This window comes from Nonomuraea sp. NPDC003201, assembly GCF_053590415.1.
In genome coordinates this window covers 19,089-42,713 of sequence record NZ_JBSFTC010000056.1, presented here as the reverse complement: position 1 = coordinate 42,713, position 23,625 = coordinate 19,089, and the positions used below count along the sequence as shown (strand labels likewise).

Sequence of the window (23,625 nt, the reverse complement as noted above, 5' to 3'; positions counted from 1 at the left end):
CTTACTCTAGTCAGGCGACCGGATGCCGCATAGAGCACTGTTCTGCGGGTCTTTTAGCGTGATTTGTCACTGAATCTCCGTTAATTGGATGCAGGGGCACGTACTGTGATCATCTGATCACGGGGGGATTGGGTGTGATCGAACGGCTCGGCCGGTCCATTCGCGCGCGCCTGGCGCTGTTCGCCAGCGTCGCCATGGCACTGCTGTGCCTGGTGGCGGGCTCGTTCTTCCTGTGGGTGGGGCACAACACCGCCGTCGACATCCGCACGAGGGAGGTGACCACCGCCGCGCTGCACGTGGGCCACGACATCCAGCGCAATCACCGGCACTCCCTGGCCCACTTCGATCTGAAGGGCATCCAGGTCATCGACCCGACCGGTCGCGTGGTGGCCTCGACGCCGAACCTGAAGGGCAAGCCGCGCCTGACCGCCGTGGTGCCCGACCCGAACAGCCCCAGCCGCACCGACCTGCTGTGCGAGCTGCCCCAGCTCGGCGACGAGTGCCACATCACGGCCGCCGTCCGGGTCTACGACGAGGCCGGCGACTGGTTCGTCTACGCCTACGACGCCATGGTGCCCTGGTACATCCACCCGTTCGTGATCTCCCTGCTGGCCGTGATGACCGTGGCGCTGGTCGCGATCACCTGGTTCGGCGTGTCCAAGGTGGTGGCCAGGACGCTCGCGCCGGTGAACCAGATCACCCGGCGGCTGACCGACATCAACTACGGCGACGAGATCATGCGCGTGCCCGTGCCGGAGAAGGCCGAGGAGATCAAGGCGCTCGCGGATGCCGCCAACTTCATGCTCGCGCGGCTGGAGGCCGCCATGGAGCAGCAGCGCCGGTTCGCCTCCGACGCCTCGCACGACCTGCGCAGCCCGATCACCGCCATGCGCGCCGAGCTCGAGGCGGCGATGCTCGCACCCGAGGAGACCGACTGGTGCGAGACCGGCGGCAAGCTGATGGTCAGCCTCGACCGGCTGCAGAACATCGTCGCCGACCTGCTGACGCTGGCCAAGCTCGAAGCGGGCGCCCCGTCGCGGCTCGAGTCCGTCGACCTGGCCGAGCTGGTCGCCGCCGAGACCACCAGGCCGCGGTCGAAGAAGATCGTCACCGCGCTGCAGCCCGGCGTGGTCGTCACGGGCAACCGGCTCAAGCTGGCCCGCCTCCTGACGAACCTGCTGGACAACGCCGAACGGCACGCCGAGAGCACGATCATCGTGACCCTGCGCCGGAACCAGCAGGCCCTGCTCGAAGTGCTCGACGACGGCGCGGGCATCGCGCCGGACCAGCGCGAGGTGGTCTTCAGGCGGTTCACCCGGCTGGACGCCTCGCGCAGCCGCGACGCCGGCGGCACCGGGCTGGGCCTGCCCATCGCCCGCGAGATCGCCCAGGCCCACAACGGCACCCTCACGATCGAGGACTCCGACATCGGCGCACGCTTCGTGCTGCGATTGCCGATACGAAAGGAGTGAATGTGGGTATGAGAAATTTTCCGCCCCTTGATGGATCTCTGGGCGCACACGATTACTATGCATCGGAGGTGAGTTACTCGCTGTGACTTCAGGGTTCAGCCGATTACGGCGCGAGGATTTACTGAAGACGGCCTGCGAGGTCATCGCGGAGCGCGGGTTCGGGCATACCCGGACCATTGACATCGCCAGGGCCGCCGGGGTGAGCCAGGCGCTGCTGTTCTACCACTTCGAGACCAAGGATCGGCTGTTCGCGCAGGCTTTCACCTACGCCGCCCGCCAGCATCTCCACTCGCTCGAACACATCGAGGAGTCCAAGGGCACGCCGCTCGAACGGCTGCGCACCCTGCTCAGGCTCTCCTCCCCGGCGATCCCGACCGAGGGATGGCGGCTGTGGATCGACGCGTGGTCCGAGGCGATGCGCAACCCGGAACTGGAGGAGATCTCGCGCCGCCTCGACTCCCGGGGCCGGCTGGTCATGCGCGCGATCATCGAGGCGGGCGTGTCGTGCGGCGAGTTCAAGTGCGACGACCCCGACGCTTCCACGTGGCGGATTCTCGCGCTCGTGGACGGGCTCGCGATCCAGACGCACGCGCACCCCAAGGTGCTGACCAGGCGCAAGGTGAACACGCTGATCCGTACGGCCGCCGCGGCCGAGCTCGGGCTCTCTGCGGAAACCCTGTGACCCTCCCCTCTTCCGACGCTATTGGATGCTCCGTACAATTAGCGGCGAGGAGAGGAGCACGTGATGGCATCCGCACCGAGCTCTGCCGCCGCCCGCGAACGCGACGAGCAGGTCGCCAGCAGGAGCGCCTACCGAGCGGTCATCGAACGGCTCTCGAAGGCGTCGGTCGACAAGCACTGGGAGCCGTACCGGGACATCCCGTGGGATGACCCGGAGTTCGCCGTGGACCCGGCGGATCCCCGCTGGGAGCTGCCGGAGGTCGACAAACTGGGCGGCCACCCGTGGTACCGCAGCCGCCCGCCCGAGGTGCGGGCGGCGATCGGGCTGTGGCGGGTGGCCACCGCGATGAAGGTCGGGCTGCAGTTCGAGAACCTGCTCAAGCGCGGGCTGCTCAACTACGCCTACCGGCTGCCGAACGGGTCACCGGAGTTCCGGTACGTCTACCACGAGACCATCGAAGAGGGACATCACGGGATGATGTTCCAGGAGTTCGTGAACCGCACCGGCTTACCGATCCGCGGGATGCCCGGGCCGCTGTCGCTGATCGCGCAGGTGGCGCCGTGGATCCCGCTGATCTCGACGGAGCTGTTCTTCGTGTTCGTGCTCGGCGGCGAGGACCCGATCGACCACGTGCAGCGCAAGGTGCTGAAGGACGAGCGGGCGCATCATCCGCTGGAAGAGACGATCATGCGGATCCACATCGCCGAGGAGGCCAGGCACATCTCCTTCGCCCGGCACTACCTGCGCAACCGGGTGCCCCGGATGCCCGCGTACCGGCGGCTCCTGCTCGGGGTCATCTCCCCCGTGATCCTGGGTGTGATGGCCCGGATCATGCTGGCGCCCCCGGTGCCGATGATCCGGCGCTTCCGCATCCCGGCCCACGTGGTCGCCGACATCTACCTGCGCAACCCCGCCGCCAAGCAGGAGATCCGCGACTCGGTGGGCAGGACGCGGGAGCTGTGCACGGAGATCGGCCTGATCAACCCGGTCACCCGGCGGATCTGGCGGGCGATGGGCATCTAGCCGGTCGGCCGCCGGGCGATCAGCACCTCGGTGACCTCGGTGTGCACCCATGTCCCCGAGGGGTCGAGGTCGAGCAGAGCCTTCCTGGCCGCCTCCTTGAACGGCTCCAGCCGGTCGCCGAGGCGGGCCGGGGAGCTGTAGGAGTAGGACAGCTGCAGGCCGATCACGGCGTCCACGTCGTAGGCCAGGCGGTGCTCGTACGTGGCGGACTCCAGGTCGCTGAACGGCGTGGTGACCAGCACGTCGTGGGGGTGCTCGCCGCTGGCCTGGAAGGAGCCGGTGGCCGTGAACGTGTTCGCGTCGAACTCCTCGCGCACCCGGCGCATCGTCGCCTCCCAGGGCTCCTCCTGGGGCTCGCGGCCCGGGCCGACGAGGGCCACGACCCCGCCGGGCGGCAGCAGCTCGTCCAGATCGGCCAGCACCGCGCGGCGGTCCATCCAGTGGAACGACCTGCCCATGACGATGTGACCGAACGCCGGGAGCTCACGCAGCCTCGTCGAGTCGCCGGGCAGCCACCGGATGTTCCGCACCTCCGCCGCCAGCCCTCTGCCCGTCTCCAGCATCTCCTCGTCGGGATCGACGGCCAGGATCTCGCGCACGGCGGGCGCCAGCGGGATCGCCACCGTGCCGGGACCGCAGCCGAGGTCGAGCACGGTGCTGTCCGGGCCGAACGTCCTCGCCAGGTGCTCGATCGCCTGATCCCCGTGGTCGGACCGGTACTTGGCGTAGTAGGGGGCCGTGCCGGCAAACAGGTCTGTCATGGATGGGACCATATACGGGTTCGTTTCGTCGTTGCTGGAAGGTTTTGATCTTTGAGGCGGCTACTCACGGTCCTGCTGCTCGCCTTCGCCGCCGCCGGGATCGCCCCTCCCGCGGCGCAGGCGCACAACGTGCTCCTCAGCAGCGACCCCAAGGACGGTGCCACGTTGCCGGCCGCGCCGGCGCGGGTGACGCTGGTGTTCGACCAGGCGGTGCGGCAGGGCTACGCGCAGGTGGGCGTGACGGGCCCGGACGGGTCCTCGTGGGCGGACGGGTCCGCGGAGGTCGCCGCCGAGCGGGTGTCGGTACGCGTCAAGCCGCTGCCGTCCGGGGGCGCGTACACGGTGGGCTACCGGATCCTGTCGGCCGACGGCCACCCGGTCACCGGCAAGATCACCTTCACCCTCGCGGCCGGGACCGGGACCGGTGGCCCGGCCCAGAACACGGGTCAGGCCGCCACCGGGCAGGCGCCGCAGGACGCGAGCGCGCAGGCCGCCGAGGCTGCCGCCAACGGCGGCGCGGGCATGGCGGTGGTGTGGATCGTGGGCGCGCTGCTGCTGCTCGCCGCCGGCACGGCGGTGGCGCTGCGCCGCCCCCGCCCGGCCGCGCCCGGCCCGGGCTCCGCCGGAGAGGCCCAGCCGAATGCCGGGCCCGATGCCGCCGGCGAAGAGGCCCGGGCATGACCGTCACCGCGCCTCCCCTCCCCCGGCAGCGGGTCGGCGGGCGGCTGGTGGCCGGGGCGTTCGGCGTCTGCGCGGTCGTCGCCGCGGTGGCGGCAAGCACGTTGACCGCGCAGGAGGCCGTCCCCGGCATCCCCATGCCCGGCCCGCTGGTGTCCTTCGGGCTGCCCGTCGTGCGGGTGCTGCTCGACCTGGCCGCCGTCGCCGTGGTCGGGCTGAGCCTGCTGCCCAAGCTGCTCGGGTTCGACGCCCCCGAGCGGACCGAGCCCGTCATGCTCAGGGTGCGGCCGCTGGCCGTGCTGGCCGCCTGGGCGTGGGCGATCTGCGCGCTGCTCACCATCGTGTTCCAGACGGCCGAGCTGAATCCCGGCAGCGTGCCCACGTTCGGGATGATCGCCGGCTACGTCGAGACCGTCGGCACCGGTCAGGGGCTGCTGTTCAGCGCGGCGTGCGCGCTGACGGCGGCCGGCATCGGGCTCATGGCGGTGCGGTTCGGCGAGAAGGTGCCGGCCGAGCTGCGGGTGATCGTGGCGCTGTTCGGGCTGCTGCCCATCCCCGTCACCGGGCACGCCGTCAACTCGGTCTGGCACGACCCCATCATGGTCTCGATGGAGATCCACGTGATGGGCGCGGCGGCGTGGGCGGGCGGGCTGGCGGCCACGGCCATATTCCTGGCGCCGCACCGGGAGCTGCTGGCCGTGGTCCTGCCCAGGTTCTCCAGGATCGCCACGGTGTGCCTGCTCCTGGTCGGGCTGTCAGGGCTGGTCAACGGGCTCGGCACGATGGCGCTCACCCCCGGCGTGACCCTGCCCGGCGCCCTGCTGACCAGCCACTACGGCGTGCTGGTGGTGATCAAGACGGTCCTGGTGGCGGCGCTGGTGCCGCTGGCCGCCCACATCCGCTTCCGCCTGATGCCCGCCGTCCGCGCAGGCCGGGCCACCGCCCTGGTGGGCTGGGCGGCGGCCGAGGTGGGCGTGATGGGCCTGGCCTACGGCGTGGCGGTGGCGATCACCCGGGCCTCGATCGGCTGAGACCCGCGCCGCCTGGCGGCCAGCCACTCGACCGCCAGCCAGACGACCAGCAGGCCGAGCCCCGCCCAGACGGCCGACGACGTGGCCAGTGGGGGCGCTCCGAGCAGCCCCTTCTGGCCCTTGATCGCGCTGTACACGCCACCCATGATCGCGCTCTGCGCCACCAGCGCGCCGTAGGCGGCGGCCGTGACGCCGACGCTCCCGAGCACGGCCCGTACGTACGGCATGCGCACCAGGAACGCGAGGTCCACCACCAGCCCCGCGACGACCAGGAAGAACGGCACCGCCGACGGCGGGAACCCGGTGAACGTCAGCAGCGGCCAGAGCACCGTGCGAACCCCCACGTACGCGCCCGCCACCAGCGTCGCGGCCCCGAACCTGCCGATCAGCAGCCTGGCCACGACCAGCACCGACAGCCCGACGACCACCGCGTAGACCGGATAGAGGAGGTCGGGGACGGGCAGCGAGAACGCGACCATCATCGCCCGGTCCACCGGCCGCCCCATCTGGTCGGCCGCGAACTGGAGCAGGATCTGCTCGGCGTAGGTCGCGTGGTTGTCCCAGGCGCCGATCGACAGGATGCCGTACTCCTGGTGCTGCTCGGGGAAGTGCACGTTCTCCAGGAAGAACGCGAAGAACGCGCCCAGCACGACGGTCCGCTCCCGCCCCGGCGGCGCGCCCATGAACCAGCCGCGGAGCACGCCCGCGATCATGAAAAACGTTCCAAGGTAGAGCATGATGTGCGACGGGCTCCACGAGGTGATGTCGAGCCCGTTGACACGGTGGTTGATCAGGTCGAGCGGGACCGCGACCAGGAAGATCCCGGTGCCCCACTGGATCAGCCGCAGCGCCGCCTTGTCCACGCCGTAGCCGGTGTATCCGTGGATGATGGTCAGCGCGACGGCGATGGCCGTGCCGGCGGAGTTGAGCAGGTGGGGCGGGGCGAGGTCGTCCCGCAGCCACTTGAAGTGCCACGAAACGTCCCACGCCGAGCCGAGCAGCTTGAGCGTGAACGCCACCAGCCAGCCGAAATAGAGCACCCTGAACAGATCCTGCGGCGTCTCACGCCCCGCCTGGCCCCTGGTCCAGTACGGCAGGGCCCACTCGGCGGCCCTCTTGAGAGATGCTGGAGACTTCACGGGAGTGAATCTTACGGTTCCCTGCGTTGAGCTGTTGCTGGGGTAATGCCAGGCAATGTCTTGGCAGGTCAGGCTACCGCCGAGGCCCGCAGGGTGTACAGGAGCGGGATCCTGGGGGCGCCCTCCGGGAGCCGGAAGCCGTCCTGGCCGTCGACCAGCGTGCCGAAGCGGCGGAAGTACGTGCGGTCGTGCTCGCGCATGAACTCGACCCGCAGGCCCGACCGTCCGCGCCCAGGCGGTGAGGTCGGCCAGCCACACCAGCGCGCCGAGGCCGGTGTAGACGATGTCGTACGTGGCCCCGCCGAGCGCCTCGACCGCGTCGTAGACGTCGGCGGTGACGTCGGCGGTGACGAACTCCGCCGGGATGCCGCATTCGGCGGCGATGGCCCTGGCCTGCTCGATGGCGGCCGCGGAGAAGTCGAGGCCGGTCACCTCGGCGCCGAGCCTGGCCCAGGCCAGGGTGTCCAGGCCGAAGTGGCACTGCAGGTGCAGCAGGCGGCGGCCGGTCACGTCGCCGACCTCGTCCCGCTCGAACGCCCGCAGCGGGCTCCGGCCCGCCTTGAATCCCTCGACGTCGTAGAAGTCGCTGGCGAGGTGGATGGGGACCCGTCCGTCCCGGTTGGCCCGGTTGACGTCCACGTAGTCCATGGGGGCAGCGTAGGCGAGCCCTTGATCGCGGCGCCGCTGGTTTTCGGTGGGCCGGGGCCGGTCAGGGGCGCCTTCTCGTCAGCCGTACCGGGAGGTGCTTGAGCCCGTTCTGGAAGTTGGACGTCAGCCGTCGCGGGCTGCCCGCCGGCTCGACGTCCCACTCGCGCAGCAGCTCCGTGAACACCGAGCGGAACTGCGCGCGGGCCAGGTGGGCGCCGAGGCAGACGTGGGGGCCGAACCCGAAGCTGACGTGGTCGTTCGGGGTGCGGGCGATGTCGAAGCGGTCGGGGTCGAGGAAGACGGACGGGTCGCGGTTGGCGGAGGCGTGGTAGACGACCACCTTGTCCCCGGCGCGGATGCGCCGGCCGCCCAGGGTGAGGTCGCGCGCGGCCGTCCGCCGAAAGTGCATGACGGGAGGCCAGAAGCGGAGCATCTCCTCGATGGCGGAGCCGAGCAGCGACGGGTCCGCGCGCAGGCGGGCCAGCTCCGCGGGGTGCTGCAGGAGCGTGAGCAGCCCTCCGGGGATGCCGTTGCGCAGGGTCTCGTTGCCCGCGACGGCGAAGAGGAAGAACATGTTCTCGAACTCGGCCTCCGTCAGGCCGCCCTTCCGCATGGCCGACATGACGGACTCGCCGTCCACGGGGGTCTCGGCCAGGGCGTGCGCGTAGGCGAACATGTCGGTCAGCGCGGCCTTCGAGCGCGGGTTCACCCCGGGCGCGAGCTCCGGCCTGGACGCGACGGCCAGGCGGCCCATCGGGGTGAGCGACTCGACGTCGGCCGTGGACAGGCCCGCGTAGTCGGCGTCCTGGTAGCCGATCACGCGCGACGCCCAGTCGTACAGCAGCCGCTTGTCCTGCGCCGGAACCCCCATGACGTGGGCCAGCGTCCACACGGGCAGGTCGGCGGCCACCTCCACGAAGTCGCACTCGCCCGGCGCGAGCAGCGCCGCGGCCCGCCCGGCGATCGTGCGCTCCAGGGCACGCACGGCCCGCGGGGTGAAGGCCGCCGCCACGATCCTGCGCAGCCTGGAGTGGTCGGGCGGGTCCATGTTCAACATCTGGACCTGCACGAACGCCAGGTCTCCCGGGGTGTCGGGGTCGCGGAGCTGGGTGGCTCCGAGCCGCGAGGAGAAGTCCTCGGGGCTGCGCAGGACGTGTTTGACGTCGGCGTGCCTGAACACCCCCCAGTAGCCGGGGCCCTCCCGCCACGGGCCGACGGCGGGCTCCGGGATCCGGCAGACCGGGGACTCCTCCCGCAACGCGGCGAACAGGTCGTACGGGACGGCCGACTCGTACGTGGCCGGCATGAACACCTCGACCACCGGCCGCCCGCTCGCACCCGCCATGCCGCCCACCCCCGCGCTCGTCCGTCGTGGCTCCGCCCTATACCGGCACCCTGACACGACGCAAGCGATCGAGCCAGGAGCGGCGCGGCGCTCCGGCGGGCATCATGAGCGCGTGACTCCAGCAGACGCAGAGGCGATCCTCCAGGAATACTTCGCCCCCTGGATCCAGCGGCTCGGGTTGCGCGTGGAGGAGGTGGGCGAGCGCCACGCCGTCGTACGGCTCCCGTGGTCCGACGACCTGGCCCGTGAGGGCGGCGGGCTGTGCGGCCAGGCGATGATGGCGGCCGCCGACACCGCCACCGTCATCGCCATCTCCTCGGCGCGCGGCGGGTTCGTGCCGATGACCACGGTGCAGCAGTCGACGACGTTCCAGCGGCCGGTGCTGGGCAAGGACGTCCTGATCGACGTCCGCATCACGAAACTGGGCCGCACGCTGGCCTTCTCCGACGTCACCCTCACGGCCGAGGGCAGCGCCGAGACCGCCGCCCACGCGACGACCGTCTACGCCATCCTGGCCTGATCCCGCAGCTCAGGCCTTGATCTCAGGGATCTCTCAGGTGCGGAAAGTAGGCTCACGGTCATGAAGCGTGTGGCCGCGCTGGTAGCGGCGCTCGCCCTCATCGGGGTGACGACGTGGCTCGTGTGGCCGTCGGCTCCTGGGGTGCGGGGCCAGGACCAGACAATCAGTGTCGTCGATGGACCCGGCGACGACCAACGGGTGGAGCTCGATACGACCTTCTTCCCGCCGCCCGACGGCGGGAAGGCTCCAGCCGTACTGATCGGGCACGGCTTCGGCGGCAGCAAGCAGAGCGTGCGGGACCAGGCGGTCCGGATCGCCCAGCAGGGCTACGCCGTGCTGACCTGGTCGGCGCGCGGGTTCGGGCGCTCGACCGGCGAGATCGCGCTCAACTCGCCCGACTACGAGGTCAAGGACGTCAAGCAGCTGATCGACTGGCTGGCCAAGCGCCCGGAGGTCCAGCTCGACGCGGCGAACGACCCGCGCGTGGGCATCGCGGGCGGCTCGTACGGCGGCGCCATCTCCCTGATGACGGCCGCCTACGACCACCGGGTGGACGCCATCGTCCCCCAGATCACCTGGGCCGACCTGGCCGACGCGCTCTTCCCCAACGCCGCCGCGCAGGGCGCCGGTCCCGCCGCCATCGGCCAGGACGCCGAGCACGGGGTCTTCAAGCGCATGTGGGCCGGCATCTTCTTCGGCCAGGGCGTCTCGCTGGACAGCTTCGCGGGGCGGGGCGAGCGGCAGGCCGCCGCCGGCCCGCTGACGCCCGAGCAGGCGCGGTGCGGCAGGTTCCTGCCCGCGATCTGCGACGTCTACCAGCAGGTCGCCAAGGACGGCAAGGCCACGCCGGAGGCGGTCGCCCTGCTGCGCAAGTCGAGCCCGGTCACCGTGGCCGGTCAGATCAAGGCGCCGACCCTGCTCATCCAGGGCCAGCGCGACTCGCTCTTCCCGCTCGGCCACGCCGACGCCAACGCCAAGGCGATCGCCGCCGCCGGCACGCCGGTGAGCCTGGCCTGGTTCGACGGCGGGCACGACGGCGGCAACGGCGAGGCGGACTGGGTGTTCGAGCAGTCCACGGCCTGGTTCGCCCGCTACCTGAAGGGCGACAAGTCCGCCCCGGCGGTGAGCGCGTTCACGGTGACGCGTGACGGCGGCCGCGACCCCGGCACCCGCCAGCGCATCCGCCTGCACCCGGAGGCCGCCTCCTACCCCGGCCTGACCGGCACCGACACCACCACGGTCCAGCTGAACGGCCCCGCCCAGAACATCGTCAACCCGCCCGGCGGCGCGCCCGCCTCCATCTCGACGGTGCCCGGCATCGGCGGCCTGCTGGGCGGCCAGACCGGCACCACCGGCGTGTCCATCGACATGCCGGGCCAGAGCGCCGCGTTCGAGTCCCGTCCGCTCACCGCCCCGCTCCAGCTCACCGGCAGTTCCACGGTCAGGGTCAAGGTGTCGGGCAAGGGGGAGGCGACGCTGTTCGCCAAGCTGTACGACGTGGCCGACGGCACCCAGCCGCCCGCCCTGCCCGCCGGGCTGGTGGCGCCGGTCCGGGTGACGATCCCGGAGGGCTCGGGCAGCGCGGAGGTCTCCGTCACCCTGCCCGCCGTGGACTACCGCTTCGCCGTGGGCCACCGGCTCCGGCTGGTCCTGACCACGACGGACATGGGCTTCGCGACCGCCGCCGAGCCCGCCTCGTACCAGGTGTCCCTGGCCTCCCCCGCGCTCGCCGTGCCGACGGTGCGCACGCTCGCCGCTCCGCCGACCGGGGTGGCGTGGTGGGTGTGGGCGATGCCGCTGGCCGCCGTGGTGGTCGCCGCCGTGCTGCTGGCGACGGGGCGCGTCCCGTCCCGCCGCCGGACCGCACCCGCCGTCCTGGAGAGCGGCGGGCCGCTGGACGGGGTCGGCGACAAGGACGTGCCGCTGGAGATCAGCGGGCTGACCAAGGCGTACCGGAACGGCGAGCCGGCCGTGGACGGGCTGTCGTTCCGCGTCGAGCGGGGCCAGGTCCTGGGCCTGCTCGGGCCGAACGGCGCGGGCAAGACGACCACGATGCGCATGATGATGGGCCTCATCCAGCCGGACGGCGGCGAGATCCGGATCTTCGGTGACCGCGTCACTCCCGGGGCGCCCGTGCTGTCCAGGCTCGGGTCGTTCGTCGAGGGGCCGGGGTTCCTGCCGCACCTGTCCGGGCGGGACAACATCGAGCTGTACTGGGCCGCCACCGGACGGCCCGCCGCCGACGCGCACTTCGACGAGGCGCTGGAGATCGCCGGCCTGGGCAAGGCCCTGGACCGGGCCGTCCGCACGTACTCGCAGGGCATGCGCCAGCGGCTCGCCATCGCCCAGGCCATGCTCGGGCTTCCGGACCTGCTGGTGCTCGACGAGCCCACCAATGGTCTCGACCCGCCCCAGATCCGGGAGATGCGCGAGGTGCTCAAGCGCTACGCGCAGGACGGCCGTACCGTGATCGTCTCCAGCCACATGCTGGCCGAGGTCGAGCAGACCTGCAGCCACGTCGTGGTCATGCACCGGGGCCGCCTGGTCTCGACCGGGCCGGTGTCGCTGCTGCTCACGTCGGCCACCGTCCCCTCCAACGGGCACGGGCCGCGCCTGGAAGACGTGTTCCTCGACCTCATCGGAGACAAGTCATGACCGTCGCCGCGCCGGGCTACGCGCCCCGTCGCACGCTGCCGCTGCGCGTGGAGATCGTCAGGCAGTTCAAGCGGCGGCGCACGCTGGTCATGTTCGGGCTGCTGCTGGCGCTGCCGTGGATCCTGGTGATCGCGTTCCAGTTCGGGCCGCAGCCGAGCGGGCAGGGGCAGTCGTCGCTGCGCATCTCCGACCTGGCGACGGCGAGCGGCCTGAACTTCGCCGCCTTCGCCCTGTCGGTGTCGGCCAGCTTCCTGCTGGTGGTGGCGGTCGCGCTGTTCTGCGGCGACACTGTCGCCAGCGAGGCCAGCTGGTCGTCGCTGCGCTACCTGCTGGCCGCGCCGGTCCCCCGCGACCGGCTGCTGCGCCAGAAGCTGATCGTGGCGCTGGGCTACTCGGCGGCGGCGGTGATCTGCCTGCCGCTGATGGCGCTGCTCGCGGGCACGCTGGCGTTCGGCTGGAACGACATCCAGGTGCCCGGCACGGGTGAGACGATCCCGGCCCTGGACGTGCTGCCGCGCTTCGGCATCGTGATCGGGTACGCGCTGGTCAGCCAGCTGGTGGTGGCCGCGCTCGCGTTCCTCGTCTCCACCATGACCGACTCCCCGCTCGGCGCGGTCGGCGGGGCGGTCGGGCTCTGGATCGTCTGCAACATCCTGCAGGCGGTGGAGGCGCTGGGCTCGCTGCGCGAGTTCCTGCCCACGTTCTGGAACAACGCCTGGCTCGACGCGCTGATGCCGGAGCTGGACTGGAGCGGCATGGCGAAGGGGGCGTCGGTGTCGGTCACGTACGCGGCCCTCCTGATCGCGCTCGCGTTCCGGCGCTTCCGGCGCAAGGACGTCGTGAGCTAGACCCAGTCGAACGACCTGGTCACGGCCTTCTTCCAGCCCGCGTACGCCTCCTCCCGCCGCTCCTCGCTCCACCGGGGCTCCCAGCGGCGGTCCTCCGCCCAGTGCGCCCGCAGCTCCGAGATGTCCTTCCAGTATCCGGAGGCGAGCCCGGCGGCGTACGCGGCCCCGAGCGCGGTGGTCTCCGACACGACCGGGCGGCTGACCGGGACGCCGAGGATGTCGGACTGGAGCTGCATGCACAGGTCGTTCATGGTGATGCCGCCGTCCACCTTGAGCACGTCGAGGACCACCCCGGAGTCCTGCTGCATCGCCTCGACGACGTCGCGGCTCTGGTAGCAGATCGCCTCCAGAGCGGCCCTGGCGAGGTGGGCGTCGGTGTTGAAGCGCGACAGGCCGACGATCACGCCGCGGGCGTCGGCGCGCCAGTACGGTGCGAACAGCCCGGAGAACGCCGGCACGAAGTACATCCCCCCGGAGTCCTCCACCTGCCGGGCCAGGGCCTCGCTCTGCTCCGCGGAGGTGATGACGTGGAGCTGGTCGCGCAGCCACTGGACGGCCGAGCCGGTCACCGCGATGGACCCCTCCAGCGCGAACACGGCCGGCTGGTCCCCGAACTTGTAGGCCGGCGTGGTGAGCAGCCCGCTGCGCGAGCGCACGCGGTCGGTGCCGGTGTTGAGCAGCAGGAAGTTGCCGGTGCCGTAGGTGTTCTTGGCCTCGCCGGGCGCGAAGCAGGCCTGGCCGACGGTGGCCGCCTGCTGGTCCCCCAGGATCGCGCTGATCGGCACCTCCCCGCCGAGCGGCCCGTACGGGAGCGTGGTCCCGTACATCGCGGGGTCGGCCGACGGCCGGATCTCGGGCAGCATCCGGCGCGGGATCCCGAAGAACGACAGCAGCTCGTCATCCCAGTCGAGCGTCTCCAGGTCCATCAGCATCGTCCGGCTGGCGTTGGTCACGTCGGTGATGTGCACGCCGCCCTTGACGCCGCCGGTGAGGTTCCACAGGGTCCAGGTGTCGGTGTTGCCGAAGACGGCCTCGCCCCGCTCGGCGTCCGCGCGGACGCCCTCCACGTTCTCCAGGATCCACTGGATCTTGCCGCCGGAGAAGTACGCCTCCGGCCGCAGGCCCGTCCTGTCGCGGATGACCTCCCCCCGCCCGTCCCGCTCCAGCGCGGCGGCGATCCGGTCGGTACGGGTGTCCTGCCACACGATCGCGTTGTAGTACGGGCGGCCGGTCCGCCGGTTCCAGACGACCGTGGTCTCGCGCTGGTTCGTGACGCCCAGGGCCGCCAGGTCCTTGGCGTGCAGCCCGGCACGCTGGATCGTCGTCTGGATCACGGCCGCCGTCACGGTCCAGATCTCTATCGGGTTGTGCTCGACCCAGCCCGCCTTCGGCAGGAGCTGCTCGTGTTCGAGCTGGTATTTGGCGACCTCGGCGCCGTCATGATCGAAGACCATGAATCGGGTGCTGGTGGTGCCCTGGTCGACGGCTCCCACGAACTCGGGCATGTCTTTCTCCTCTGCAAGATTCCCGTCAGATCTCCACCGGCTGCACGATCCCGCGCTCCTCGCTCGGCGGCAGGAACCGGGCGATGCCCGCCTGGTAGAGGCCGGCGCCGATCAGACCGCCGATCAGCGGGGCGACGATCGGCACCCAGAAGTACAGATCGCCGTACTGATCTCGCCAGGCGGTGGAGTAGCCGGTGAGGTAGCTCGCCAGGCGCGGCCCGAAGTCGCGCGCGGGGTTGATCGCGTAGCCGGCGTCGGTGCCGAAGGACATGCCGATCCCCACGATGAGCAGGCCGACGACGACGGGCCCGAGGTTCGCGCTGGGGGCCATGTTGGCGACGTCGGACACGGCGAAGATGACGAAGAGCAGGATGGCGGTGCCGATGATCTGGTCGCGGAACCCGCCCCACATGTCCACCGGGAGCACCCCGTTGCCGGGCAGGGTCGAGAAGACGCCCTGGGTCTTGATCGTGTGCCCGGGGTCCACCATGGCCAGCACCTCGGTGTAGTTCCAGCGCACGATGAGCGCCGCGATGAAGGCCCCGGCCGTCTGCGCCAGCGCGTACGGCAGGACCTTGCCCCAGGCGAAGCTGCGGAAGACCGCGAACGCCAGCGTGACCGCCGGGTTGAGGTGCGCGCCCGTGGTCCGGCCCGCGACGTAGACGCCCAGCGTGACGCCGATGCCCCACGCCCAGGCGATGCTGTCGTGGTCGCCGAGCTTGCCCGCGACCACCTGGGCGACCACGCCGACGCCGAACAGAATGAGCACCATCGTGCCGGCGAACTCGGCGATCAGCTCACCGGTCAGCCCTATCCGGTCGCGACGTCCGGCCACCGCTCCTCCTTGCGCATGAGATCGTCGTGTGCCATTCCCGATTTCGGGACATGCATACGGTGCGCACGCTATTCGTCACGCAAAGTGACTTCGGAGGGCCACCGGCGGAGTTCATCGCCGCGCGGTGACATTCGCAGCTGTTCGTCTGTCCGATGGACGCGGGCTGATCGCCGGTGCCGCCCCTCGGCCACGGCGTCTACTCCGGTCGGCCGGCAGGCGAGGACGGGCGGTGGACAGGGTGGGCGAGTTCTGGCGGTCCGAGCACGCCGTCCGGCTGGCGCCGGCCGAACGCGCCCGCGCCGCGTCCGGCACGTCAACCGCCGAAGTGCGCGACGGCCGGTTCCGGTTGTCGGTCGAGGTGTCCGACGCGGGCCGCGCCTAATGATCAGGGACGCTTCGGCTGAAGGTCACCAGGGCGGTTCCCGGGCCGTTGTAGCCGGGGACGGGCTCGCTGACCTCGAACCCCATGCGCCGGTGGAACGCCATGGACGTCTGGTTGACGGGCGAGGTGATGGCCTTCACGACGCGGCGGTCGTGGCGGCGGGCCAGGTCGAAGAAGCGTTCGTACATGGCGCGGGCCACGCCGCCCGTCCTGGCCTCCGGGGAGACGCCGACGAAGTGGATGTACGCCTCGTCGGGCTCGGACGGGGAGATGAAGCCGATCAGGAACCCCGCCATGCCCGCCGGACCCTCCGCGATCAGGCTCGTGCGGTGGAAGTGGTCGAGGAAGAGCCTGGGCAGGGAGGGCAGCACCGGCCGGCCCCACCACTCGTCGACGAGGGCGGCTATGGGGTCGTAGTCGGCGGGGGTGGCGGGGCGCAGCTCGTACGCGGGGGACGCCATGGGCTCTGTCACCTGACCCGCGCGGCGATGGTCCGCGCGCACTCCAGGGATTCGGTACGCGTGGTGTCCACCTCCAGGTCGTAGGTCACACCCTGGTGGACCACCTCCGCCTGCAGCTCCGCCATCCCCCGGACCCGGTCTCCCCGGGCGATCTCCCGGCCCGCGGCGACCGCGCTCTCGCACTTGACGCCGACCCACAGCACGTCCAGCCCGGCCAGAACCTTCTGCCACCGCTCCTGGGAGGCGGCTCCACCGAGGAAGACGTCATCGATGATGACCCGGGCGCCCGCACGGACCATCGCGGCGACCCCTTCGGCCCACGCCGCGTCCAGCATCCGGAACTGCGGCCCGACACTGACCCCGCCGTCCGGAGCGAACTCGATGCCCGCGTCCGATCCCTGCATGGACGCCGGCATCGCCTCCAGCAGCGAGTCGACCCCGAGGGCGAGCCACGGATCCGGCAGGACCGCCTGCAGACACCGGACGATCCCGGACTTGCCCGAACTGGAGCCGCCGTTCAACACGATCACCTGAGTAGTCACCGGCCCACGATAGGGGCGCTCCCCACCAGGCCCAAAGGCATTTTCGGGCGGAGGGCCGTCCAGACCCGGGCCCTGATGCCTACCTGCTCGTGCGGTCGCGGAGCTGGGCCAGGGAATCGACGTACTTGAGCATCAGCCGGGCGAACTCGAGCCGGTCGGCCTCGTTCCACTCGGCGGTGATGTACTCGAACGCCTCGCGCTGGTGGCGGCGGAAGCGCTCCATGAGCTCCACCCCCGCCGGACTCAGCTCCAGCACGGTGCGCCGGCCGTCCTGCTGGGAAGCGGTGCGGATCAGGTAGCCCGCCTTGATGTTGTCGCTCACCATGCGGCTGGCGACCGAGGGGTCCACCGCCAGCAGCTCCGCTATCGCGCCGACGGTCACCTCCTTGTCCTGACCGGTGGTGTGCTCCAGGACCAGGTTCAGCACGAGCGTCCTGCTCAGGTCCTTGGCCGAGATGGCGTTCTCGACCTCCAGCAGCGAGGTGCGGCGCAACTTGGAGAAGGCCGGTCCCACGGCGTTGAGCAGGTCCTCGGCTGTCGCTGTCTCATCCATGCCCTCATCGTATCTCTGTGCAACCAGCAAGACATGTGTTGACACGAATTTATGTGCATGCCAGCATGCATGTGTCTTCACGCACCAACAATCTCAGGAGTCACCATGACCATCCTCATCACCGGCGCCCGCGGCAAGGTCGGCCAGGCCGTCATCCACCGCCTGGTCGCCGCGGGCCTGCCCGCCCGCGCCGCCAGCGCCGACCCCACCGGCCTGACCGCCCCGACCGGCGTCGAGATCGCCGAGCTCAAGCTCGACCAGCCCGGCGCCTTCCCCGCCGCGCTGGACGGCGTCCGCCAGGTCTTCCTCTACCCGGAGCCCGCCGGCATCGACGCCTTCGTCAAGACCGCCCAGGCCGCCGGCGTCGAGCACGTCGTACTGCTGTCGTCCTCCTCCGTCACGGCCCCCGGCGCCGAGACCGACCCGCTGGCCTCCCACAGCCTCCAGGTCGAACGCGCCCTGACCGCCTCCGGCCTGACCTGCACCTTCCTGCGCCCGGACGCCTTCGCCAGCAACGCCCTCGGCTGGTCCTACCTCATCGGCCAGCACCAGCCGATCCAGCTCGCCTACCCCGACGCGCACATAGCGCCCATCCACTCCGACGACCTCGCCGACCTCGCCGTGGCCGCCCTGACCGGCGACGCGCTCACCGGCCGTCAGGTCACCCTCACCGGGCCGCAGTCGCTCACCTTCCGCGAGCAACTGGTCATCCTGTCCGGCGCGATCGGCCGCGACATCCCCCTTCTGGAGATCACCCGCGCCGAGGCCGAGCAGCAGATGACCCGGTGGATGTCCGCCCCCTACGCCGGCTCGCTGCTGGACCTGTGGGCCGCCGCCACCGACGGTCCCGCCCCGATCGCCGAGACCACCCAGACGCTCCTCGGCACTCCCGCCCGCACCTTCGCCCAGTGGGCCGCGGAGAACGTCGCCGCCTTCGACGCCCGATGAGCGCCATCTGTCCACGCCCCGCCCTGCTCGGGCCGGGGCTCATCCCCCTTCACCCTCATAGGAAGTCCTCATGCGCACCCCTGTGGCCCCCGCGCCCGCATTCACCTCCGCGCGCCGGCGCTGGGCCGTCCTCGCCGTCGTGCTGTTCGCCGCCATCCTCGACCTGCTGGATTCGACCATCACCAACATCGCCGCCCCCGCCATCGCCGCCGACCTGAACGGCGGACAGGCGCTCATCCAGTGGCTCGGCGCCGCCTACGCCCTGGCCATGGGCGTGCTGCTGGTGGTCGGCGGACGGCTCGGCGACAAGTACGGCCGGCGCCGCCTGTTCCTGATCGGCATCACCGGCTTCACCCTGGCCTCCATCGCCTGCGGCCTGGCCTTCGACCCGACCTCCATGGTGGCGTTCCGGCTGCTCCAAGGAGCGTTCGGCGCCCTGCTCATCCCGCAGGGCTTCGGCATCCTCGGCGCCGTCTTCCCCCGCGACCAGATCGGCACGGCCTTCAGCGTCTTCGCCCCCGCCCTGGGCCTGTCCGCCATCGGCGGCCCCATCCTCGCCGGCTTCCTCATCGACGCCGACCTGCTCGGCCTCGGCTGGCGTGCCATGTTCCTCATCAACATCGCCCTCGGCGGCCTGGCGATCGGCTGTGCCGTACGGCTGCTGCCCCCGGATCCCGGCGACCGTGCCGTCACCGTCGACGGACCCGGCTCGGCCCTGCTCGCCGTCACCATGCTCACCCTGCTCTACGGCCTGATCGACGGCTCCAGTCACGGCTGGGGCCTGCCACCGGTCATCTGCCTGGCCGCCGGGCTGGTGTCCTTCGCCCTGTTCTGCCGCCGCCAGCTCACCGCGCCTCAGCCGCTCATCAAACCCTCGCTGCTGACCAACCGCGGCTTCACCTCCGGGCTGATCCTCGGCCTGGCCTTCAACGCCGCCGTCGCCGGCCTGCTGCTGGTGCTCTCCCTTCACCTGCAGAACGACCTCGGCCGCACCCCCACCGGAGCCTCCCTCGGTCTGGCGCCCGTCGCCGCCGGCATCGTGGTCGCCTCGATCACCACGTACCGGCTCATCGCCCGGCTGGGCCGCAGGCTCATCCTCATCGGCCTGCTGCTCACCCTGACCGGCGTCCTGACGCTCCTCACCGGCATCGCGCTCATCCTGCCGGTGTTCGTGATCGGCCTGGGTCTGGGCACCTGCTTCGGCACCGTCTACCAGATCACCCTCGGCGACGTCGACCCGGCCGAGTCCGGCAGCGCCAGCGGCTCGCTGTCGGCCACCCAGCAACTGGCCAACAGCCTCGGCGCCGCCGCCCTCACCACCGTCTACTTCCACGCCGGCCCGACGGTCAGCCTCGGCGTGGTGGCGGCCCTTCTGCTGGCCTCCTGCGTCCTGGTACGGCTGCTGCCACACCACGCCCAACCCCACCACTGACCCGGCACGGGGCACACCGCCCTACCCACAGGACGGCGGCGCCCGCGGCGGCCAATCGTCCCCGCGGCCGTCCTGGAGCGGGCCGCCTGAGCGCCGCACGGCCGCCTCGCCGATCCGGTCGAACCGGAAGACACCCGCCGAGGACGTGAGCGACGGGACGGACGATCACCCGTTCCCGCCCATGGTGCAGAGCTGGGCGCGCAGGGTCTCGCCGACCCACCGTTCCCAGCGCTCGCGCGTCCAGCCGCGCTCGCGCACGAACAGCAGGTACAGCTCGGGGCTGAGCAGGCCGTACAGCAGGTCGGCGGCCTCCTCCACCGACACCTCGGCCCGCGCCCCGGGTTTGCCGACAAGTGCCCTGGCCGCGCCCTGCTGGACGACATGCCGGGGATCGACGTCATGCGACCACAGCGAGGCAACCTCGGGGTCGCTCGCGACCGCCGCCTCCAGGACCCGGCCGATCGGCGCGACGCGTTCCAGGACCGAGGTCGTGCCGGCGACGTAGGCGCGCAGCATGTCCTGGGCGGTGCCGGCGGCCAGCGCCGCCACGTACCACGGCCGGTCCATCGTGGCCACCGGCTCGTCATCGCCCGCGATCGTGACGTCGACCAGCTCCTTGAGCAGGGCGCGCTTGTTGCCGAAGACGAAGTAGATCGTCTGCACCGCGACCCCGGCCTTCTCGGCGACGTCCTGCAGGTTTGTCGCGCCGTATCCGTCCTGCACGAACAGCTCCAACGCCGCCGCGAGGATGCGCCGGCGCGTCTCCTTCGCCTTCTCAGCCCGCTTGTTCGTCCGCTTGACATCGCTCATGGCTAGAGTCTATCTCTAGATTCAGTAACTAGAAGTCAACTCTAGAGAGCAGGTACAGCCATGACGATCATCAGCGTCACCCGCTTCCAGGCCGATCCCGCGGACGCCGAGCAGGTCCAGGCCCGGCACGCCGCCCTGGTCACCGCCATCAGAGCCACTCAGCCCGGCCTCACCGAAGCGCGCCTCGGCCGGCTGAACGACGAGACGTGGGTCGGCGTCTGGCGCTGGGATTCGGCCGCCAGCCTCCAGGCCGCCCGCCAGGCCGCGCCCGGCACCCCCGCTGCCGTCGCGGCGTTCGCGGTCGCCCGCGACGTCATGGCGGAGGACATCGAGGTTCTGGCCGAGCTCTGACCGCCGGCCCCACCCCTCCGGCCCCGCAGCCCGGGGCCGGGGTTCCTCGAACCAAGGAGATGACATGATCGAAATCGACGCGTTGACCAAGGTCTACGGCTCGGCGCAGGTCAGAGCGGTCGACGAGGTGTCCCTGCACATCCCCGCCGGGTCGGTCTTCGGCTTCCTGGGCCCCAACGGCGCCGGCAAGACCACCACCATCAAGATGCTGGCCGGCCTGCTGACCCCCACCTCCGGCCGGGTCCGGCTGGGCGGCTTCGACGTGGCCCGGCAGCGTTCGGCCGCGATGGCACAGTTCGGCGCCGTGCTGGAAGGCTCGCGCAACGTCTACTGGAGCCTGTCGGCCTGGCAGAACCTCATGTACTTCGGCCGGCTCAAAGGCCTGCGCAAGGCCCAGGTCGCCGAGCGCGCCCGTGACCTGCTGACCGAGCTGGAGCTGTGGGAGCGCCGCGACGACAAGGTCGGCGGCTTCTCGCGCGGCATGCAGCAGAAGGTCGCGATCGCCGTCGCTCTCATCGCCGGCCCGCCGATCGTGCTGCTCGACGAGCCGACCGTCGGCCTCGACGTCGAGGCCACCCGCACCGTCAAGAACTGGATCACCGAGCAGGCCCGCGAGCTCGGCACCACCATCCTGATCACCACGCACCAGCTCGACGTGGCCCAGGAACTGTGCGACCGGGTGGCCGTCATGCGCAACGGCCGGCTCATCGCCGACCTGCCCACGTACCAGCTGCTGGCGAGCTTCCGCGAACGGGACAGATACGAGATCCGCGTCGAAGGCGCGGCGCCACCCGGGTTCGACGCCGTCACCCGAGACGGCGTCACCACGATCAGCGTGCGGGTGAGCCACCCGCACGAGGTGTACGACGTGGTCGAGCGCCTGCGCGGCCAGGGTGCCGTCCTGGAGTCGCTGACCCAGGTCCAGCCCGACCTGGAGGATGTGTTCCTCGCGCTGGTGAACGAGGCGTCCCATGCTGCTTGACGTCCTGCGCGCGGAGATCGGCAAGGGCCTGCGCGTACAGCTGGCCCACCCGATCGGCCACGTCATCACCCTGCTGATCAGCACCACCATGTACCTCGGCCTGCAGTTCGTGCTCGGCCAGGGCGAGCTGCGCCAGGAGCTCCTGCCACAGACCCTGGTCGCGATCGGCGCCTACTGGTTCCTGCAGTACGCCGCTTTGGTGATGGTGGCCGACCTCATCGAGGAGAAACGCGCCGGCACCTTCGCCCAGGCGCAGATGACCCCGGCGCCGCCCTGGCTGCCGATGCTCGGCCGGCTGCTCACCGCCTCGGTGTTCGGCCTGGCCGTGGCCGCGGTCGCCGCGCTCGTCCCCATGCTGGTGACCGGGATCGCGATCCCGATGCGCTGGGCGGCGCTGGTGCCGGCCCTGCTGCTCGGAGCGAACGTGCTGGCCTTCACGTTCCTGCTGGCGGCCCTCGCACTGGTCTCCCCGATGATCGGGGCGCTGCAGTCGCTGTTCACCGCACTGGTGCTGCTGCTCAACGGGTCGTTCCTGCCGCTGGCCTTCTATCCGGACTGGCTGGCGGTCCTGGCCAGGGTCCTGCCCACCACGCTGGGCATCGAGGCTCTCGTCCGGACGCTGTTCCAGGAGCGGACCCTGGCCGACGTGTGGAACGGAGGCACCCTGCCCTGGCTGCTCGCCCATACGGTCGCGCTCACCGCCGCCGGCGGGCTGCTGTTCGTCCGCAACCACCGCCGTGCCCTCCAGGAGACGGCATGATCTTCGCTCGCGGATTCGCCGCGGAAGTACGCAAGGGCCTGCTGAACCTCGTCGCCGGATGGCGCGAAGTCCTCATCCAGATGGCCACTTTCCCGCTGTTCTACCTGCTCATCGTGCTGTTCATGGGACGTGGGCAGCTGCGCGCGGACCTCCTGCCACCGGTCCTGCTCGGCATGGTGGCGCTGACCTTCATCCACGAGCAGGTCAACCGCCTGTTCTGGAGCTACCTGGGCGACATCCAGTCCGGCGTGCTGGAACAGACCTACCTGACCCCGCTGCCCTCGGCCGCGCTCATCCTCGGCCGCCAGGTCGCCGCCGTGATCTCCGCCCTGCCCACCGCACTGGCCGTCCTGGCCACCGGCGCGGTCACCATCACCCTCCAGGGCGGGCGACTGCCCTTCGACGCACAGGTGATCGTGCCGCTGGCCGCCATCGCGCTGGGCACCTGCGGCCTGGCCCTCATCCTGTGCGGGCTGACCCTGGTGTTCAAACGTATCGAGATCATCACCCAGCTGTCCGTGGCCGTCTACGCCATCGCCGGCGGCACCCTCGTCCCCCTGGCCGCCATGCCCGACCCGGTCGCCTTCCTCAGCCGGCTCGCGGTTCCCATCGCGCCCGGCATCGAGGCGATGCGGGACATCCTGCTCGGCGGTCATTCCCTGACCACCCTCCCGACCGGCTGGGGTCTTGGATGGCTGCTGGCCCAGCCGCTGCTCATCACCGTCGCCGGGGTGGTCCTGTTCAACCGGCTCGAGCACCTCGCCCGACGCCGCGGCACCCTCGGCCGCTACTAGGCCGAGAACCTGCGAAAGGAGCAACTGACGTGAACGTGTTCTTGTGGGTACTGCAGGCCGTCCTGGCCGCCGTCTTCGGCCTGGCGGGGGTCATGCATTGCACCCTGCCCAAGGAGAGGCTGCGCCCCATGCTGCCCTGGGTGGAGGACTTCACTCCCACCCAGCTCCGCCTGATCGGCGTGGCCGAACTTCTCGGCGCCCTCGGCCTGATCCTGCCCGCCGCCACCGGCATCGCCCCGATCCTCACCCCGCTGGCTGCCGCCGGCCTGGCCATCACCATGCTCGGCGCCGCCGCCACCCACGTTCGCCGCAAAGAACCTGCGGCCGTCGCCGTCAACGTCGTCCTGCTCGCGCTGACCGCCTTGATCGCCTGGGGCCGCTTCTGACCGTCCATCCCACTCGAGATCGTGAACGTCTTTCGCCGGGGCTTCGGCGCTGTTCGCCCACGATGCTCAAGATCAACCGGCT

Annotated in this window: 25 protein-coding genes; 16 read left to right on the top strand and 9 right to left on the bottom strand. The window is 71.0% G+C overall.

What is annotated here, in order from left to right; all coding sequences use genetic code 11:
* The first annotated feature begins 134 nt into the window (after positions 1-134).
* The 3 genes from ACWDX9_RS21630 to ACWDX9_RS21620 all read left to right on the top strand — a co-directional run bounded on the left by ACWDX9_RS21630 (position 135) and on the right by ACWDX9_RS21620 (position 3,177).
* Positions 135-1,472 carry a sensor histidine kinase gene (locus ACWDX9_RS21630; RefSeq protein WP_449956647.1) on the top strand — a complete coding sequence of 446 codons (1,338 nt, stop codon included), beginning with the start codon at positions 135-137 and terminating at the stop codon, positions 1,470-1,472.
* An 82-nt stretch (positions 1,473-1,554) separates the two neighbouring features.
* On the top strand, positions 1,555-2,154 hold the full coding sequence (locus tag ACWDX9_RS21625; protein ID WP_350722968.1) for a TetR/AcrR family transcriptional regulator: 600 nt from the start codon (positions 1,555-1,557) through the stop codon (positions 2,152-2,154).
* A 63-nt stretch (positions 2,155-2,217) separates the two neighbouring features.
* Positions 2,218-3,177 (top strand): AurF N-oxygenase family protein, encoded by a 960-nt coding sequence (locus ACWDX9_RS21620; protein WP_449956643.1) that lies wholly within the window; start codon positions 2,218-2,220, stop codon positions 3,175-3,177.
* On the opposite strand, the gene ACWDX9_RS21615 is transcribed toward ACWDX9_RS21620, so the two are convergent.
* Positions 3,174-3,938, bottom strand: a complete 765-nt coding sequence (locus ACWDX9_RS21615; RefSeq protein WP_449956640.1) for a class I SAM-dependent methyltransferase — start codon at positions 3,936-3,938, stop codon at positions 3,174-3,176. The genes ACWDX9_RS21620 and ACWDX9_RS21615 overlap by 4 nt on opposite strands.
* Before the next feature lie 51 nt (positions 3,939-3,989).
* On the opposite strand from ACWDX9_RS21615, the gene ACWDX9_RS21610 reads away from it, so the two are divergent.
* Together ACWDX9_RS21610 and ACWDX9_RS21605 are read left to right on the top strand one after the other, a co-directional pair.
* Positions 3,990-4,619: a copper resistance CopC family protein gene (locus tag ACWDX9_RS21610; RefSeq protein ID WP_449956637.1), complete on the top strand. Its 630-nt coding sequence runs from the start codon at positions 3,990-3,992 to the stop codon at positions 4,617-4,619.
* Entirely contained in the window at positions 4,616-5,647 is a 1,032-nt protein-coding gene (locus tag ACWDX9_RS21605; RefSeq protein ID WP_449956634.1) for a copper resistance D family protein, read from the top strand. Before ACWDX9_RS21610 ends, ACWDX9_RS21605 begins: the two co-directional genes overlap by 4 nt.
* Here ACWDX9_RS21605 and ACWDX9_RS21600 read toward each other — a convergent pair.
* Both ACWDX9_RS21600 and ACWDX9_RS21595 read right to left on the bottom strand, forming a co-directional pair.
* On the bottom strand, positions 5,605-7,434 hold the full coding sequence (locus ACWDX9_RS21600) for a class I SAM-dependent methyltransferase (RefSeq protein ID WP_449956631.1): 1,830 nt from the start codon (positions 7,432-7,434) through the stop codon (positions 5,605-5,607). The two genes, ACWDX9_RS21605 and ACWDX9_RS21600, sit on opposite strands and share 43 nt — an antisense overlap.
* A 61-nt stretch (positions 7,435-7,495) precedes the next feature.
* Complete coding sequence (locus ACWDX9_RS21595) at positions 7,496-8,779, bottom strand: cytochrome P450 (protein WP_449956628.1); 1,284 nt, start codon at positions 8,777-8,779, stop codon at positions 7,496-7,498.
* A 112-nt stretch (positions 8,780-8,891) separates the two neighbouring features.
* On the opposite strand from ACWDX9_RS21595, the gene ACWDX9_RS21590 reads away from it, so the two are divergent.
* The 3 genes from ACWDX9_RS21590 to ACWDX9_RS21580 are packed head-to-tail and all read left to right on the top strand — an operon-like array spanning position 8,892 to position 12,802.
* A complete protein-coding gene (locus ACWDX9_RS21590) occupies positions 8,892-9,299 on the top strand; it encodes a PaaI family thioesterase (RefSeq protein ID WP_364252899.1) in 408 nt (135 codons plus the stop codon).
* A gap of 60 nt (positions 9,300-9,359) precedes the next feature.
* Positions 9,360-11,954 (top strand): alpha/beta fold hydrolase, encoded by a 2,595-nt coding sequence (locus tag ACWDX9_RS21585; RefSeq protein ID WP_449956624.1) that lies wholly within the window; start codon positions 9,360-9,362, stop codon positions 11,952-11,954.
* Positions 11,951-12,802 (top strand): ABC transporter permease, encoded by an 852-nt coding sequence (locus ACWDX9_RS21580; RefSeq protein ID WP_449956621.1) that lies wholly within the window; start codon positions 11,951-11,953, stop codon positions 12,800-12,802. Before ACWDX9_RS21585 ends, ACWDX9_RS21580 begins: the two co-directional genes overlap by 4 nt.
* Here the strand turns inward: ACWDX9_RS21580 and glpK are convergent.
* Complete coding sequence (glpK, locus tag ACWDX9_RS21575) at positions 12,799-14,307, bottom strand: glycerol kinase GlpK (protein ID WP_449956618.1); 1,509 nt, start codon at positions 14,305-14,307, stop codon at positions 12,799-12,801. The two genes, ACWDX9_RS21580 and glpK, sit on opposite strands and share 4 nt — an antisense overlap.
* 25 nt (positions 14,308-14,332) lie before the next feature.
* On the bottom strand, positions 14,333-15,142 hold the full coding sequence (locus ACWDX9_RS21570) for an MIP/aquaporin family protein (protein WP_449956615.1): 810 nt from the start codon (positions 15,140-15,142) through the stop codon (positions 14,333-14,335).
* A 229-nt stretch (positions 15,143-15,371) separates the two neighbouring features.
* On the opposite strand from ACWDX9_RS21570, the gene ACWDX9_RS21565 reads away from it, so the two are divergent.
* Entirely contained in the window at positions 15,372-15,524 is a 153-nt protein-coding gene (locus ACWDX9_RS21565; RefSeq protein WP_449956612.1) for a hypothetical protein, read from the top strand.
* Here ACWDX9_RS21565 and ACWDX9_RS21560 read toward each other — a convergent pair.
* The 3 genes from ACWDX9_RS21560 to ACWDX9_RS21550 all read right to left on the bottom strand — a co-directional run bounded on the left by ACWDX9_RS21560 (position 15,521) and on the right by ACWDX9_RS21550 (position 17,080).
* A complete protein-coding gene (locus tag ACWDX9_RS21560; RefSeq protein WP_449956609.1) occupies positions 15,521-15,985 on the bottom strand; it encodes an N-acetyltransferase family protein in 465 nt (154 codons plus the stop codon). The two genes, ACWDX9_RS21565 and ACWDX9_RS21560, sit on opposite strands and share 4 nt — an antisense overlap.
* A gap of 8 nt (positions 15,986-15,993) precedes the next feature.
* Positions 15,994-16,527 carry a chloramphenicol phosphotransferase CPT gene (cpt, locus tag ACWDX9_RS21555; RefSeq protein WP_449956606.1) on the bottom strand — a complete coding sequence of 178 codons (534 nt, stop codon included), beginning with the start codon at positions 16,525-16,527 and terminating at the stop codon, positions 15,994-15,996.
* Positions 16,528-16,606: 79 nt separating this feature from the next.
* Positions 16,607-17,080 (bottom strand): MarR family winged helix-turn-helix transcriptional regulator, encoded by a 474-nt coding sequence (locus ACWDX9_RS21550; RefSeq protein ID WP_449956603.1) that lies wholly within the window; start codon positions 17,078-17,080, stop codon positions 16,607-16,609.
* A 105-nt stretch (positions 17,081-17,185) separates the two neighbouring features.
* Here ACWDX9_RS21550 and ACWDX9_RS21545 point away from each other — a divergent pair, with 105 nt between their 5' ends.
* Together ACWDX9_RS21545 and ACWDX9_RS21540 are read left to right on the top strand one after the other, a co-directional pair.
* Positions 17,186-18,028 carry an NAD(P)H-binding protein gene (locus tag ACWDX9_RS21545; protein ID WP_449956600.1) on the top strand — a complete coding sequence of 281 codons (843 nt, stop codon included), beginning with the start codon at positions 17,186-17,188 and terminating at the stop codon, positions 18,026-18,028.
* A 70-nt stretch (positions 18,029-18,098) separates the two neighbouring features.
* Positions 18,099-19,460 (top strand): MFS transporter, encoded by a 1,362-nt coding sequence (locus tag ACWDX9_RS21540; protein WP_449956597.1) that lies wholly within the window; start codon positions 18,099-18,101, stop codon positions 19,458-19,460.
* 165 nt (positions 19,461-19,625) lie between these two features.
* On the opposite strand, the gene ACWDX9_RS21535 is transcribed toward ACWDX9_RS21540, so the two are convergent.
* Positions 19,626-20,270 carry a TetR/AcrR family transcriptional regulator gene (locus tag ACWDX9_RS21535; RefSeq protein ID WP_449956594.1) on the bottom strand — a complete coding sequence of 215 codons (645 nt, stop codon included), beginning with the start codon at positions 20,268-20,270 and terminating at the stop codon, positions 19,626-19,628.
* A 60-nt stretch (positions 20,271-20,330) separates the two neighbouring features.
* Between ACWDX9_RS21535 and ACWDX9_RS21530 the strand changes: the two genes are divergently transcribed.
* From ACWDX9_RS21530 to ACWDX9_RS21510, 5 genes are all read left to right on the top strand, one after another.
* Positions 20,331-20,621: an antibiotic biosynthesis monooxygenase gene (locus tag ACWDX9_RS21530; protein ID WP_449956591.1), complete on the top strand. Its 291-nt coding sequence runs from the start codon at positions 20,331-20,333 to the stop codon at positions 20,619-20,621.
* Between the two features lie 64 nt (positions 20,622-20,685).
* Entirely contained in the window at positions 20,686-21,603 is a 918-nt protein-coding gene (locus tag ACWDX9_RS21525) for an ATP-binding cassette domain-containing protein (protein ID WP_449956588.1), read from the top strand.
* Positions 21,593-22,363, top strand: coding sequence for an ABC transporter permease (locus ACWDX9_RS21520; RefSeq protein ID WP_449956585.1), 771 nt, complete (start codon positions 21,593-21,595; stop codon positions 22,361-22,363). Before ACWDX9_RS21525 ends, ACWDX9_RS21520 begins: the two co-directional genes overlap by 11 nt.
* The gene (locus tag ACWDX9_RS21515) at positions 22,360-23,157 is read left to right on the top strand and encodes an ABC transporter permease (RefSeq protein WP_449956582.1); all 798 of its coding nucleotides are present in this window, start codon (positions 22,360-22,362) and stop codon (positions 23,155-23,157) included. Before ACWDX9_RS21520 ends, ACWDX9_RS21515 begins: the two co-directional genes overlap by 4 nt.
* Before the next feature lie 29 nt (positions 23,158-23,186).
* Positions 23,187-23,543 carry a DoxX family protein gene (locus ACWDX9_RS21510; protein WP_449956580.1) on the top strand — a complete coding sequence of 119 codons (357 nt, stop codon included), beginning with the start codon at positions 23,187-23,189 and terminating at the stop codon, positions 23,541-23,543.
* Positions 23,544-23,625: the final 82 nt, after the last annotated feature.